This window comes from Frateuria sp. Soil773, from assembly GCF_001428405.1.
GTDB lineage: Bacteria > Pseudomonadota > Gammaproteobacteria > Xanthomonadales > Rhodanobacteraceae > LMSL01.
Map to the genome: position 1 here is coordinate 466,442 of NZ_LMSL01000002.1, position 13,944 is coordinate 480,385.

The 13,944-nt window shown below is 65.8% G+C and carries 9 protein-coding genes and 1 tRNA gene; 2 read left to right on the forward strand and 8 right to left on the reverse strand.

Going from position 1 to position 13,944, the window contains the following annotated elements; translation table 11 throughout:
• Positions 1-33: 33 nt before the first annotated feature.
• Complete coding sequence (locus ASG87_RS19745) at positions 34-393, reverse strand: hypothetical protein (protein ID WP_157510836.1); 360 nt, start codon at positions 391-393, stop codon at positions 34-36.
• Positions 394-467: 74 nt separating this feature from the next.
• A complete protein-coding gene (locus ASG87_RS19750) occupies positions 468-1,190 on the reverse strand; it encodes a hypothetical protein (protein WP_157510837.1) in 723 nt (240 codons plus the stop codon).
• Between the two features lie 135 nt (positions 1,191-1,325).
• Between ASG87_RS19750 and ASG87_RS20390 the strand changes: the two genes are divergently transcribed.
• Positions 1,326-1,607, forward strand: coding sequence for an ATP-binding protein (locus ASG87_RS20390; RefSeq protein ID WP_326937872.1), 282 nt, complete (start codon positions 1,326-1,328; stop codon positions 1,605-1,607).
• A 132-nt stretch (positions 1,608-1,739) separates the two neighbouring features.
• Here ASG87_RS20390 and ASG87_RS02055 read toward each other — a convergent pair.
• The 6 genes from ASG87_RS02055 to ASG87_RS02080 form a co-directional block, all read right to left on the reverse strand.
• A tRNA-Arg gene (locus ASG87_RS02055) sits at positions 1,740-1,816 on the reverse strand.
• A gap of 157 nt (positions 1,817-1,973) precedes the next feature.
• Complete coding sequence (locus tag ASG87_RS02060; protein WP_055999990.1) at positions 1,974-3,872, reverse strand: M61 family metallopeptidase; 1,899 nt, start codon at positions 3,870-3,872, stop codon at positions 1,974-1,976.
• 76 nt (positions 3,873-3,948) lie between these two features.
• Positions 3,949-5,862, reverse strand: coding sequence for a M61 family metallopeptidase (locus tag ASG87_RS02065; RefSeq protein WP_056000284.1), 1,914 nt, complete (start codon positions 5,860-5,862; stop codon positions 3,949-3,951).
• A gap of 337 nt (positions 5,863-6,199) precedes the next feature.
• Positions 6,200-7,711: an amino acid permease gene (locus ASG87_RS02070; protein WP_055999993.1), complete on the reverse strand. Its 1,512-nt coding sequence runs from the start codon at positions 7,709-7,711 to the stop codon at positions 6,200-6,202.
• Between the two features lie 231 nt (positions 7,712-7,942).
• Positions 7,943-10,915 (reverse strand): TonB-dependent receptor, encoded by a 2,973-nt coding sequence (locus tag ASG87_RS02075; RefSeq protein ID WP_235499543.1) that lies wholly within the window; start codon positions 10,913-10,915, stop codon positions 7,943-7,945.
• A 366-nt stretch (positions 10,916-11,281) separates the two neighbouring features.
• Entirely contained in the window at positions 11,282-12,331 is a 1,050-nt protein-coding gene (locus ASG87_RS02080; protein WP_055999996.1) for a glycerophosphodiester phosphodiesterase, read from the reverse strand.
• Positions 12,332-12,686: 355 nt separating this feature from the next.
• On the opposite strand from ASG87_RS02080, the gene ASG87_RS02085 reads away from it, so the two are divergent.
• Positions 12,687-13,944 (forward strand): type VI secretion system Vgr family protein (locus ASG87_RS02085; protein WP_162258296.1); only part of this gene is annotated, 1,258 nt, incomplete at its 3' end.

Genomic DNA, 13,944 nt, shown 5'->3' on the forward strand with positions numbered 1-13,944 from the left:
GCTTGGTAACGTGAGCCGTACCAAAGGCTCGAATCATTTGCGCTGTTCAAACCATTCGACGTCATGGACAGTAAATGAGCCAGTGGGCTCTGAATCGGTAGGCGCCGAAAAAACGCCAATCACCTGCACTTCAAAAATGCGTGGTGTCAGATCCATCACATCACCGGTCATCGCCCGGTCCAGCTTCTCCACTTTAGGCCGTGTCATTGCGTCATCGGCAAATCCAAACCCAATCGCCACTTTGGGGCAATCTGGATCTTGCAACAAAGCTCCCCCATGTCGTAATGCCACCCATGCGGTGGCGCGGACGCGAATCATTTCCCCCTGACTCGCTTGGCGATTGGCGTAAAGTTGACAAACGGTCGATTTCGCAACGACAGTCTTAGCTTCCATGGCGGATATCACCGGACAGCTCATTGAGCACGCGGTGAGGAACCATAGGAAGCCTATTGCTATAGCGCGAGATATTAACATCCGTTGACCTTGCAAAAGGCCTCCGTCGAATCATTCGCGGCTTGGTTCACACGAGCGTCGATGTCCTTTTGGAGCGCCCCTGGCGCGTAGAGGTCAGTGGAAACGCCCAACCCCTTGGCAACACCAAGTTCGGTGGTATAGGCGTTCATCTCGGTTGCATGCTCGGACGCACGATCAGTCGGATACCCCATGGAAGGATTCAAATAATCAAGCTGATGTTGCCCTTCATGAGCGATCGCTCCTGCACCGAACGCCCGCGCCAAACTGCTTGCACTTCTTCCTGGGTTGTACTGGCGAAACGCAGCTGACAGGGTCGATGCCTTTTGCACATCAATAGTCATAGTGGTCGCACTGTTTGCAACCGCAATCACACCCGCCGTCTTGAATGTGCCGGCATTTAACGTCACGCCGTTGCCATCCCCCAAGGTGCCGATGTGCGTGGACACTGCACTGAGCTTGGCATAGGTGGCCGAGTGCGGATTGAGATGGGACAGGGCCGTATGCATCGTGTTCACGAACCCGTTGATCTGGGTGCATGTTTGCTTATTGTCGCTGCCGCATGCATAGCGCCCGTCCGGATCGATATTGACCACCGGGTTGTTTTTCGCGTAGGCGTATCGATTGAAGACGAAGACGTCGCCGGCTTTCGGCGGTACCGGATCCGGCGTTAAAAAGTGTGCTTGCGCGATCTGGCTGATACTGACGGCTACGGCCATGAACAGGCCAACCCTTGTTCCCTTCCCCATACCAGAATTTCCTTGTACCCCTCCCGCCGGAGTCTACACTCACATACAGTCCATGAGGTCAATTTATCGACTACCCTCTGGCGTTCCTGGGCCCTAGCATCGGTCGTGACTCGACGTGACCGAGTCCATGACCATCCCTCAGCGCCCGCCGCTGATCGATCTGCCGGAACGCGACAAGATCTGCTGGAAGTGATCGACGATCGCGTCGGAAGCGGTTCCGTGGCGATCACCTCACAACTACCGATCAGCGAATGGCATGTCTATCTGGGAGAACCGACCATCGCGGATGCCATTCTGGATCGTCTCGTGCATGGCGCGCATCGGATTCAGCCCCAAGGAGAGTCCATGCGCAAGCTGAAAAGCCGAGGAACAACCCGACAGGCTTGAGGCAGCAGGTAACGGCTCCGCGCTCGCGCGCCGCCATCCCGCCCAACGGTTCCCACGGGATTGCCGGGAGCGACAAAAAAGCCGGACCCTCGGCATACCGAGGTTGTCCGGCCTTTCGGTTCGACTCGAATCTGGCGCGCCTGGAGGGATTCGAACCCCCGACCAATGGCTTCGGAAGCCACTACTCTATCCGGCTGAGCTACAGGCGCGTGGTGTTGCGGCCGACGCGGGGATCAGGGCGATCCGGCCGCGGCGGACGCGCAGTATAGCGGAGTTGGCGGCGGGCGCCCATGCAGTGCGAAACACGGCTTGCCGCACACCGCCGGACTCCCCTCTCCCCGATGGAGGAGAGGGGAAGCAAGGCGATCAGAGCGCCTTGAGCAACTCGGCCAGGTGGTCCGGCTTGCTCTTGTCGCGCTCCAGGTGCGGGTACTTCAGGCCGTCGTGGTAGTCGATGCGCAGCGTCTTGTACTCGTCGAAGTTCTTCACCAGCAACTCGACCGGCGCGTTCTTGTCCTTGGCCGAGGCGGTGACCGCGTCCTTGATCGCATCGCCCGAGTACTGCCTGCCGTTGACCGCCACGATCTTCATGCTCGGCGCCAGGCCGGCCTTGAAGGCGGGGCTGTCCCAGCGCACGTCGCCGATGTCGCCGTCCTTGCCCACCGACACGCCGAGCGAGTAGGTGAGGTCGGTGAAGTGGCGGCGCGACTCGACCGCCTTCACCGCGGCCGACGGCTTGTCGGTGTAGACCAGCTTCCAGCCGTGCGAGGCGATGCCGCCGATCAGCGGGCCGTGGCCGTCAAGGCGCTCGCGCAGGTACTTGGCCCAGTCGTACGGCTGGATGTCGTTGAGCGTCTTGACCACGTCCTCGAAGGTGTAGGTGTTGACGTCCCACTTGCCGTTCTCCATGCCGAAGAACGCCTTGCCGAAGTTGTCGATGGTCTTCTTGTTGCCGCTCAGCTCGCGCAGCTTGCCGTCCACGTCCAGCCAGATCATCTGGCCGGCCGAGTAGTAGTCCTCGCTGGCCTGGTAGTTGCGGTACGGCAGCGGGCGGCGCTGGGCGATCACCGGGTCGTTGGTGGTGTCCTGCACGTTGCGCCAGCTCGCCAGGCCGGGCCGGTTCATGTCGTAGGTGGCGGCGGTGTAGGCCCACATGTCGTGCGCCTGCTCGGTGTTCCACAGGCCGGAGCGCGCGGCCATCACGTGGCCCCAGAACTGGGTCTGGCCTTCGTACACCCACAGCAGGGTGTCGCTCATCGGCACGTTGAAGTTCGGCGTGGTGAGGTCCTTGCCGCGGCGGTACTTGCCGTCCCAGGAATGGTTGAACTCGTGCGAGAACAGGTCGCGGCCGAGCGCGTTCTTGTCCCACTCGGTGAAGAAGTCGGCGCTGGCGCCGTCCTCGCTGGAGCGGTGGTGCTCCAGGCCGTTGCCGCTCATCTTGTCGCTCAGCGAGACCAGGAAGTCGTAGTGGTCGTAGTGGTGCGCGCCGTACATCTTGTACATCTGCTGCACCAGCTCGCGGAACGGCTTGATCTGCTCGGGCTTCATCTCCAGGTACTTCGGATCGTCGGCGACGAAGTTCATGCGCACCGGCGCCTTCGCGCCCGGGTCCAGGTCCACCTGCTTGAAGTACTTGCCGGCGTAGATCGGCGAGTCGACCAGGTCGTCGTAGTTGATCGGCTTGTAGTTCACCGTGGCGCCGTTCTGCGAGGCGACTTCAAGCGCGGTGCCGGCCTTCCAGCCGGCCGGGTAGGTCACGCTGACCTCGGTCTGGATGCGCTTGGCGTAGTAGCCGGCCGGGTACAGCGAGACGGTGTTCCACTGCAGGTTGAGCATTTCCGGCGTCATCACCACGCGGCCCTGCTTGGTGTCCTGCGGCGACAGGAACTCGAAGTACGCCTCCACGCTGGTCGCGCCCTGCGGCACGTCGACGTGGAAGGCGTAGACGTCGAGCGGATCGCGCGTCCACGGCAGCACCTGGCCGTTGGCCTTCACCACCAGCCCGGCCAGCTTGTCGATCGGCCCGGTCGGCGAGTGGTGGCCCGGCAGCCAGGCCGGATACAGCAGGGTCAGCGGACCGGCCTGCGCCGGGATCGTCTCGCGCACGCGGAACACGCGATGGGCGAGGTCGGTGGCGTCCACGTTGATCTTCAGGGTGCCGTTGTACGGCACGTCCTGCGGCGGCGGCACGTCGGCGAACGCCGATACGCTGGCCAGGGCCAGGCCGGCGGCGACAAGGGCGGAAGCGAGAGCGGTGGTTTTCAAATCGGATCTCCAGTGGTTCGTGCCGTGCCTGCGCATCCGCGAAGGCGATGGCCGCGACAAGGGTTGATGGCCCGCGTCACTTGCGGGCGGTGGTGATGGCGCCGAGCAGGTCCTTGCCCTTGCTGCGTACGAGGTGCGGATACTTCAGGCCTTCGTGGTAGTCGATCTTCGCGGTGCTGTAGACGTCGACGTTCTTCACCAGCAGCTCGATCGGCGCCTTGCCGCCCTTCGCCGCGGCAACCGCGTCCTTCAGCGTGTCGGGCGAGTAGTCCTTGCCGTTCACCGCCACGATCGTGAGGCCGGGCACCAGGCCGGCCTTGAACGCCGGGCCGCCCCACTGCACGTCGTGGATCTCGCCGCTCTTGGACGCGGACAGCCCGAGCGAGTAAGCCAGGTTGACGTTGTGGAACAACCCCTCGCCGCTCTTGGCGAGGTCGCTGGGCTTGTCGGTGTAGACCAGTTGCCAGCCGCCGCGCTCGATGCCGTGCTCGGGCAACTGGTCGCCGGTGTAGTCGAGCCGGCTGCGCAGGAAGGTTTTCCAGTCGTACGGCTGCACCTGGTTCAGCGTGGCGACCACGTCGTCGAAGGTATACGTCTTGGTGACGTAGCTGCCCGGGTCCATGCCGAAGAAGGCGTGCGCGAAGTCGTCCAGCGAACGCTTGCCGCCGCTCAGCTCGCGGATCTGCGTGTCCACGTCCAGCCACAGCAACTGGCCTTCCGGGTAGAAATCGGTGCCGCGGCGGTAGTTGCCCCAGCCGCTGCCGCCGAAATAGGTCAGCGGCGCGGCGTCGGCGGTGTCCTGCAGCGGGCGCCAGGCGCGGCCGGTGCGTGCGCTCATCTGCGCGGCGATGCTGGCCATCGAGTCGCGGTACTGCTCGGCCGTCCACAGGCCCGAGCGCGCGGTGAGCACCCCGGCCCAGTAGTCGGTGAGGCCCTCGTACACCCACAGCAGGTCGTCTTCCTCGGTGGTGTTGAAGTCCGGCGCCCACAGCTTGGCCGGACGGCGGAACTTGCCGCACCACGAATGCACGTACTCGTGCGGCATCAGGCTGGCCATCAGCGTGTACGACTTGTCGTCGGTGAGCATGTCGGCCGGCAGGCGGTCGTCGCTGGACTGGTGGTGCTCCAGGCCGAAGTGGCCGGTGTGGTCGGACAGCGTCAGCAGGAAGTCGTAGTGGTCGTAGTGGTGCGTGCCGAACAGCTTCTCGGTCTGCGCGACCAGCTCGCGGTGCTGCTTGAGCTGCTTGTCGTCGAGCTTGACCTGGCCGGCCTCGTCGGCGATCACGTTCAGGTGCACCGGCACCTTGGCGCCCGGCGCGAGGTCGACGCGGTTGAAGTGCCTGCCGGCGATCAGCGGCGAATCGACGAAATCGTTGAAGCCCAGCGGCTTGAACTGCGTGGTGTTGCCGTTCTGGCCGGCCACCTCCAGCGCGCTGGCGAACTTCCAGCCCGCGGGCAGGGTCACCGACGGCTGGATCCTGATCTGCCGCGTGTAGTGGCCGGCCGGGTAGAACGCCACCTGGTTGAACTCGACGTCGACCAGGTCCGGCGTGGACGAAGCGCTGGCGCCGAACATGCCGCCCTCGCCGGGCGACAGGAACTGGAACTGCAGGTCGAGCTGGCTCGCGCCCTCGGGCACGTCCAGGTGCAGGGTGTACATGTCGCGCAGGTCGCGGCGCCAGGCAACGCGCTTGCCGTTGGCGGTGATGATGAGGCCGGCCACGTTGTCGATCGGGCCGGACGGCGCATGCTCGCCGGGAATCCACTTCGGGTAGTACAGCGCCAGCGGGCCCGGCGCGACCGGGATCGTCTCGCGGACGCGGAAGATCCGGGTCGGCGCATCGGTCAGGTCCACCTGCACGGCCAACGTGCCCGGATACGGCCGGTCCACCGGCGCCGGCTGCTCCGCATGCGCCAACGGCGCGGACGACGCCAGCGCCGCCCCCAGTGCGAGCGCCAGCAGGCTGGAGCGAACGGATACTTCTTTCAAGGCAAAACTCCCCTGGCCGGGCACCGGCGACGCGAACATCGCGCCGTCGGCCGTCATGCGGCCGGTCGAAGCGCGGGAACGCAACGACTGCCGTGACAGCCGTCCGATGGTAGGGCGAAGGTCACGCCCCTCCCCCTGCCAGAGGTCATGCGCGGTCCCGGCTGATTCTCATCGTGGGCCGCCGGGACGCTCCCGTCGCCATTGCGCATCCCGAACGACCATGCCCTCGAACAACCAGCACTGCGCGTCATTCCAGCGAAAGCTGGAATCCCGCGCCTTTGGCGCCTCGCGGCTCCTGCCCTTTCTGGAAGGGGCCGGAAAGACGACCCCGAAGCGGTTATTCGCCCCCTGCCTGCGCCAGCTTGCTATGCCGCACCCCATAGCCGAGATAGATCACGCAGCCCAGCGCCATCCACAGCACGAAGCGCTCGTAGGTGATCCAGGGCAGGCCGTAGATCAGCACGGCGGAGAACACGATGCCGAGCGGCGCGGTGAACCATACCGCCGGCGTGCGGAAGTTGCGCTGCAGTTCCGGCCGGCGCCAGCGCAGCAGCATGATCGAGCCGCAGATGATGATGAAGGCGCACAGCGTGCCGATGTTCACCAGCTCGGCCACTTCGCCGATCGGCAGCAGGCCGGCGACCAGCGCGGTGAACACGCCGAGGATCAGGGTCGGGCGCGCCGGCGTGCCGAAGCGTGGGCTCACCCGCGCGAACCAGCCCGGCAGCAGGCCGTCGCGCGCCAGCGCGAACCAGATCCGCGCCGCGCCCAGCATGAAGGCGAACAGCACGCTGGTGACGCCGATCACTGCCGCCACCGCGATCGCGACGCTGAGCCAATGCAGCCCGATCGCCTCGAACGCGTCGGACACCGAAGCCTCGCCGCTGAGGTTGCTGTAGTGGGTGATGCCGGTGAGCACCAGCGATACGGCGATGTACAGCACCATAGCGATCGCCAGCGACAGCAGCACCGCACGCGGCAGGTCGCGCTGCGGATGCTTCGCCTCCTCCGCGGCGGTGGTCAGGGTGTCGTAGCCGAACACCGCGAAGAACACCACGCTGGCGCCGGTGAGCACGCCCTGCCATCCGAAGTGGCCGACGCCCGTGGCCGCGTCCACGATCCGCTCGGGGATGAACGGATGCCAGTTCGCGGTATCGATGTAGAACACGCCCACGCCCACCACCAGCAGCACGCCAACCACCTTGATCGCCACCACCAGGGTGTTGAAGCGCGCACCCCATTCGGTGCGCACGGTCAGCAGCAGCGCCACGCCGAGCGAGACGGCGGCGGCGATCACGTTGAAGCGGTGGCCGTCGCTGGGCGCGGCGATCGCGTCGGCGCCGTGCGTGCCGAACAACTGCTGCAGGTAATACTGCATGGTCTGCGCGCTCATGCTCTGCTGCGCCCATTCCGGCAGGTGCACGCCGGCCGAGTTCAGCAGCACCTGCACGTAGCCGGACCAGCCGATCGCCACCACCGCGACCACCAGCGCGTATTCCAGCAGGAGATCCCAGCCGATGATCCACGCGGCGAACTCGCCGAGCACCGCGTAGCCGTAGGTGTAGGCGCTGCCGGTGACCGGGATCAGCCCGGCGAACTCGGCATAGCACAGCGCGGCGCAGGCGCTGCCCAGCCCCGCGATGATGAAGCTCAGCGCCACCGCCGGGCCGGCGTTGGTCGCCGCCTGCTGGCCGGCCAGCACGAAGATGCCCACGCCGATGATGCCGCCGATACCGATCGCGGTGAGCTGCCACAGCCCCAGCACGCGCCGGAAGTCGCCCCGCGTCCCAGCCTCCGCCTGCAACTGCTCGACCGACTTGTGGCGTACCAGCTTGCTCAGGAAACTCATCGCATGATCCTTGGGTAGGTTGCGCGCCCGTGCGGGTGGATCGCCCGGGCAAGGCGAGCGGCGATCATAGCGAATGAGCCGGTTCTTACACGGCGCATCGCAACACCGGACGCCACGGCGCCTGCCAGGTCCGGCCGGCTGGACGTCCTTTCCGTCCACCCATCGGACAAAAAAATGCCGCAGCCCGCGAGGGCTGCGGCATCGGTCGGTGGAAACCGTCCGGAACTACGATCAGAAATCGTAGGTCACGCCGAAACGCACGTAGCGCGGGGCCTGACGGTAGATCACGCGATCGTAGGACGTGGTCGGCGTGCCGCTTGCGCTGCCGTAGCCGTAGTCAAGCAAGGTCGGACGCTGCTGGTTGAGCACATTGAACACGTACAGGCTGAAGCCCAGCTTCTTGTCCGCCCACAACGGCCGGTATTCCACGTTGGCCGACAGGTTGTACTGCCACGGCAGGCGACCGGCCTTGCCCGGCGGCTGCGGCTCGCCATTGCACCAGTGGTACTGGCTCTTTCCGTAACTGGCTGGGTCACCATTGTTCGGATCGGTACCGTACGTGCCCAGGCAGCTCTTGGGCGCACCGGAAGAGATCGACAGGTTGGCGCCGACCAGCCACTCGTCGGTGATCTGGTAGTAGCCGTTCGCCTTGAACTGGTGCTTGCGGTCGTTGGACAGATAGCCGTTCGAGTACGACATCAGCTCCGGCGCATCCCAGGCCGAGCTGGCCGATACGTCGGTCTGGCTGATGTCGGTACGCACCTGGCCCTCGGTGTTGCCGTAGCTGCGCGAGTACAGGTAGTTGAACGAGGCGTACCACTTGCCGTCGAACGGATGCTCCAGCGAGAACTCGGCGCCGTAGTACTTGCGCTTGAGCTTGGGGAAGCCCATTTCGGCGTTGGTCAGGTGCACCGTGCTGAAGCTGCCGTCCTTGTTCAGGAACACGAAGTCGTTGGCGCGGCCCGGGTTGAAGATGCGGCCCTTGGTATCGGCGAAATTGCTGATGTCGATGCCCTTCGCCTCAGCCGCGTTGAGGATCGTGGTCGCACTCGTATCGTCGATCGCGTTGCGCAGGTTGCGGTAGGTCAGCTTGGCGCCGTAGACCCACGACGGATTGAGCTGCTTCTGGAAGCCCAGGATGTACTCGTCCTGGAACTCGGACTTCAGGCCCTTCGCCGCCACCGTGCTCGGATCCGGGGTCTGGCCGTTCTCGCCGTCGGGCGATACCGGGCCCGGGCCCAGCGCGTGCAGATTGAGCGGAGCGCCGGTCACCGGATCGATGCCGCCGTAGGTGAAGTACTCGTTGGTGTACTGGCTGGGGCCGGCACCACGGATGGCCACGGCATTCGGCAGCGCCAGGTAGTAGCGGCCGGCGTTACCGAACACCTTGAAGCTCGAGTCGCCGTTAACGTCCCAGCTGAAGCCGACGCGTGGCGCCCACTGCGGCGAGGTCTGCTTCACATAGACTTCGGCATCGGAGTTGTAGTTGGTGAACTGGTCGTTGCGCAGGCCCAGGTTCAGCAGGAAGCGGTCGCTGACCTGCCAGCTGTCCTGGATGTACTGAGCACGCTCCACCGTGCGGGCATCGGCACGTGCATGGTAGATGTACTGGGACACATAGTAGCCCTGGCCGCCAGGCGCACCTACGCCCTGGGTTGGGCTGATCGGCGTGTTCTCATCACCCTCGGGCGCCTGGTCGTAGATCCACCAGTACCCCGGACCGGAAGATATCTGGCCCACGTTCTTGGCGCGCGCGGTGAGGTTGTCGATACCCGCGCTGAGCGTGTGGTCGCCCAGGTGGTAGCTCACGTCGAAGCGCAGGTTGGTGGTGCTGTTCTTCGCGTTGGTCGGATCGATGTAACCGATGTTCTGGATGCTGCGGATCGACTTGCCACCGTTAAGGGCCGGATCCTGGAAAGTCGAGCCGGAAATGTAAGCTACATCCGGGTGATAGCCCAGGTAATCAGTATGGCTGTTCAGCCGCATCTTGCCGTACATCGCGCTGATCGTCAGATCGTCCGTGATGTAGCCGGTGTACTTGGCCACGCCGATGTTGCCGCCCTGCTTGGTCGAGGGCCGGTAGCCGTACAGGCCACCCGTATCGCCGGTGGTGTAGTCGTAGTAATGCTGGTTGCCGTGGTACTGCGACTTGTCCGAGGCGCCGGTGAACTCGAGGATGTTGCTGTCGTTGATGTTCCAGTCGACCTTGGTGTACCAGCGCGGGTTCTTGTAGTTGTTGCTCGTCTTGTAGGGCGAGTCCTTGCTGCCGATGCTGCTGCCCTGCTGGCGCTCGACTTCATAGGCACCGAAGATGAACAGCTTGTCCTTGATCAGCGGGCCGCCGAAGTACGCGCTCTCGGTGGTCGTCCAGCTCTTGTCGTCCTCGTTGGAGTTGAAGAGCTGACCACGCCGGGAACCCTTGGCGTAGTAGGTGTTCTTCGGATCGGAATAGCCGAACTTCGGCTGCCACAGCACCTGCGCACCGAAGTGCCACTCGTTGGTGCCGCGCTTGCCGACCTGGCTGATCACGCCGCCATCGGAACGGCCGTACTGCGCGCCGTAGCCGCCGGACAGCACTTCCTGCTGGTCGATCGAACCGTACGGCAGCGAGATGCCGCCGATGTTCTGCAGCGGATCGGAGGTGTTGAAGCCGTTGATGTAGTAGGCGTTCTCACCCACCGACGAACCGCCGAACGACACCACGCCGCGGTTGTTGAAGGTGTAGGCATCGCTGCCGGCGATGACGCCCGGGGCCAGCATGGCCACCGCTTCGGCGCTGCGCGCCACCGGCAGCTTGGCGAGCTGCTCCGAGGTGATCACGGTGCGCGAATCGACGCCGGTGACGTCGATCGCCGGCAGCGCGTTCGCGCTAACGGTGATCGCCGACAGATCCTGGGCGTTGGCGCTGTCGGCCGCCTGGGCGGCCGCCGCGAAGGACACCTGGGTACCGGCGCCCACGCGCAGCGTGACGTTCTTGCGCGTGTCGATGGTCTGGCCATCGCGACGCAGGCTGACGGTGTAGTCGCCCAGCGGCAGCGAGCCGACGACGAAACGACCGCGGCCGTCCACCGCGACTTCGCGGGTCAGGCCATTGTTGTTCTGGATGAGCACCGTCTCGCCCTGGGCCACCGGCGCGTCGCCGAAGATGCTGCCCGTGGTCGACTGCGCGAACACCGCGCCGGTGAAGCCCATGCTCAAGGCCATGGCCAGAGCGGTCCGGCGCAACATGCGCGGACGATTGGAAACCTGCAAGTTCATGCAACCTACTCCCCAAACCGTACTTTTTTTAGATGGCTGGACTAAGGCGGATTGATCCGCCTCGTTGGCAACGAGCGCAGTCGTCCATGTCCGCCATCCGGATCCGGTGGTGCAGGAGTGCCCTCAAGAAGCCAGCGCCGCATAGGGGGATCGGCTGCTGACGAGACAGGCTGTGGGGAAGCGGGGCTCGTTTGGCTGAACCCTAGAGTCAAACCAGCAAAAATTCAACATTTGATGATGAACTTTTTTAACGAGCAATCCGCACTACATGCCGCGCTGCGACGCAGCAAAGCCCGCGCAGCCCTTTGGTCATCAGCGATGCAAGATTTTGCGGCCGATCGCCGGATCGTCGGTGAAGAAAGCATCGATGCCCGCATCGAGGTACGCCCGGATCTCGGCCATCGAGCCTTCGGGGTTGCGCGTGCCCGGATCGCTGCCACGCCAGAGGCTTGGCGGCAGGAAGGCATTCTCCGGACGAAAGGTATACGGCTGCACCAGCAACCCCGCGGCATGCGCGTCGCGCACCAGCCTGCCCGGCGTACCCAGGCGGCCGTCGGGCGTGAGCGGGATGATCTGGCGAAGCTGCGGCCCGATGGCATCGGCATAACCCGCGGTCGCGCGCAGCCCGGCGGGCGTCATCATCTGCGCATAGGTGAGTCGGCCGCCGCCGGCGACAACGTCGTAGGGCTGCTGTTCGGGCGCATCGAGCAATTGCAGCAGGCGGATGTTGGAATGCGCTTCCCGGCCCAGCCGGCCGCGCAGGTAGCGCAGGTTGGCGACTTCGAACGACTGGATCTCCACCGGCGCGCTGCGCGTATAGGCATGCGCCGCCAACGCGGCCAGCAACGCGTCTTCCATCGGCAGGCCGAGCCCGCGGAAATAGGTGCCGTGCTTGATCTCGGGGATGAGGCCGATCGTCCGTCCGCGCGCCGCCGCCTCGACCGCGGCGAGGTCGATGATCTCGTCCAGCGTGGCGATCGGGAACCGGCCGTCGTGCCGCGTGCCGCGCAATTCGGGCAGCCGCTCGCGTGCGCGCAGGGTCTTCAGCTCCGCCAGGGTGAAATCCTCGGTGAACCAGCCGGTGAGCTCATGACCGTCGATGCGGCGGGTGGTCCTGCGCGCGGCGAACTCGGGATGGCTGGCGACGTCGGTGGTGCCGCCGATCTCGTTCTCGTGGCGCGACACCATCACGCCGTCCCGGGTCATCACGAGGTCGGGTTCGATGAAGTCCGCGCCGTCGGCGATCGCCCTGGCATACGCGGCCAGCGTGTGTTCGGGCAGCAGCGCACTGGCGCCGCGGTGGGCAATCACCAGCACCTCCGGGGCCAGCGGCTTCTCGGTGGCGTCCACGGCGTGCGGCATGCCTGTTCCGGTGATGGCGAGAAAGGCCAAGCATAGGCGAAGCCCGGGCATGCCCGGGACAGCCGCGCCATGCCGGCGCGGGAAGGATGGAAACGGCAATCGCAGTCGCCGCCGGCGCTTCCGCGGCATCGCAAACCTCCGCGCCGGCCGTGCCGGCCCAGTGGGTGGTCCGCCGCCGGACCGGCGGCAGGGCCCATCTTCGCCCGCCCTTGTGCAAGGCGCTTTACAGCGGGGCGCCTGCGGCCGGCAAATGCCGTCTGTTCGTCATTTTCGGACTTTCCCGCTTGCCAAGCACGGATGCCGGGGCGAAGATGAAAAACCCATTGGAAGGGTTGTCGGAACAGAGGCTTACCTCATGGAAGTACCCGCCTGGCTCGGCCTGCTGTCCCAACGCACACGGCTGATCGGCATCGATACCGCGCTGTCCGACGGCACCCTGCTGGTCGAGCGCATGCATGGCCGCGAGGCGGTCAACGAGGGCTTCCGTTTCGAGGTGGACTGCCTCGCCGCCTCGGCCTTCATCGACCTCGAGCCATTGCTTGGCAGCGTCGCCACGCTGCGCCTGGCCACCGCCGACGGTGGCACCCGGTGCTGGCACGGCCACGTCACGCAGGCCGCGCCCATGGGCGCCGACGGCGGCCTCGCCCGCTACCGGCTCACGCTCGAACCCTGGCTGGCCTTCCTCGCGCTGCGCCGCAATGCGCTGATCTTCCAGGACAAGAACGCGCTCGACGTGATAGCCCAGGTCTTCGCCGACCATCCGGAAGCGGCCTGGCGCCACGAGGTCGGCGCCACATTGCGCACGCGCCCGATCTGCACCCAGTACCGCGAGACCGACCTGGCGTTCGTCCAGCGCCTGCTCGGCGAGGAAGGCCTGTCCTACCGCTTCGAGCACCGCCAGGGCGAGGGCAACGACGGCGACCAGGCACCGGGCGGCCACACCCTGGTGATCTTCGACGCGCGGGCCGCCGCGCCGGCGGGCGAGCCTTCCACCGTCCGCTTCCACCGCATCGACGCCACCGAGCAGGACGATGCCGTGTCGATGTTCAGCGAACGCCGCCAGGTGGCGTCCGACAGGGCGACTGCGGCCAGTTGGAAAGCCAGCGAATTGCTCGGCGTCGCCGGCAGCGCGCAGGCGCCGGCCGACGACGATGCCCCCGCCCTGCCCGGCCTGGACGTGTTCGAGGCCGACCGTGCCGGCTTCTTCGACGCGCCGGACCAGGCCCGCCGCCGCGCGGAGACCGTGCTCGACGCGCGGCGGCTGTCGGCCCACACCTATGGCGGCAGCGGCGCCGTCCGCACACTGGACGCGGGCCGCCAATACACCCTGCAGGGCCACCCCGACCTCGACGGCGTCGCCTTCGTGACGCTGGCCGTCGAGCACGCCGCCGCCAACAACCTCGGCACCGGGCTGGCGCACCTGCTGACCCGTACCGACATCGAAGCCGGCAGCTACCGCAACCGCTTCGAGGCCGTGCCGGCCGCCACGCCGCTGGCCCCCCTCCATCGCGACCGGCCCACGGCGCCGGGCCTGCAAAGCGCCATCGTGGTGGGCACGCCCGGCGGCGCGCTGACCAGCACGCGCGACCACCAGGTACGCGTGCAGTTCTGGT

Bases quoted from the DNA above. Each gene is read 5' to 3' on its own strand.
- ASG87_RS19745 (WP_157510836.1), bottom strand. From the start codon at position 393: ATGGAAGCTAAGACTGTCGTTGCGAAATCGACCGTTTGTCAACTTTAC.
- ASG87_RS02080 (WP_055999996.1), bottom strand. From the start codon at position 12,331: ATGCCGCACGCCGTGGACGCCACCGAGAAGCCGCTGGCCCCGGAGGTG.
- ASG87_RS02075 (WP_235499543.1), bottom strand. From the start codon at position 10,915: ATGGCCTTGAGCATGGGCTTCACCGGCGCGGTGTTCGCGCAGTCGACC.
- ASG87_RS02070 (WP_055999993.1), bottom strand. From the start codon at position 7,711: ATGAGTTTCCTGAGCAAGCTGGTACGCCACAAGTCGGTCGAGCAGTTG.
- ASG87_RS19750 (WP_157510837.1), bottom strand. From the start codon at position 1,190: ATGGCCGTAGCCGTCAGTATCAGCCAGATCGCGCAAGCACACTTTTTA.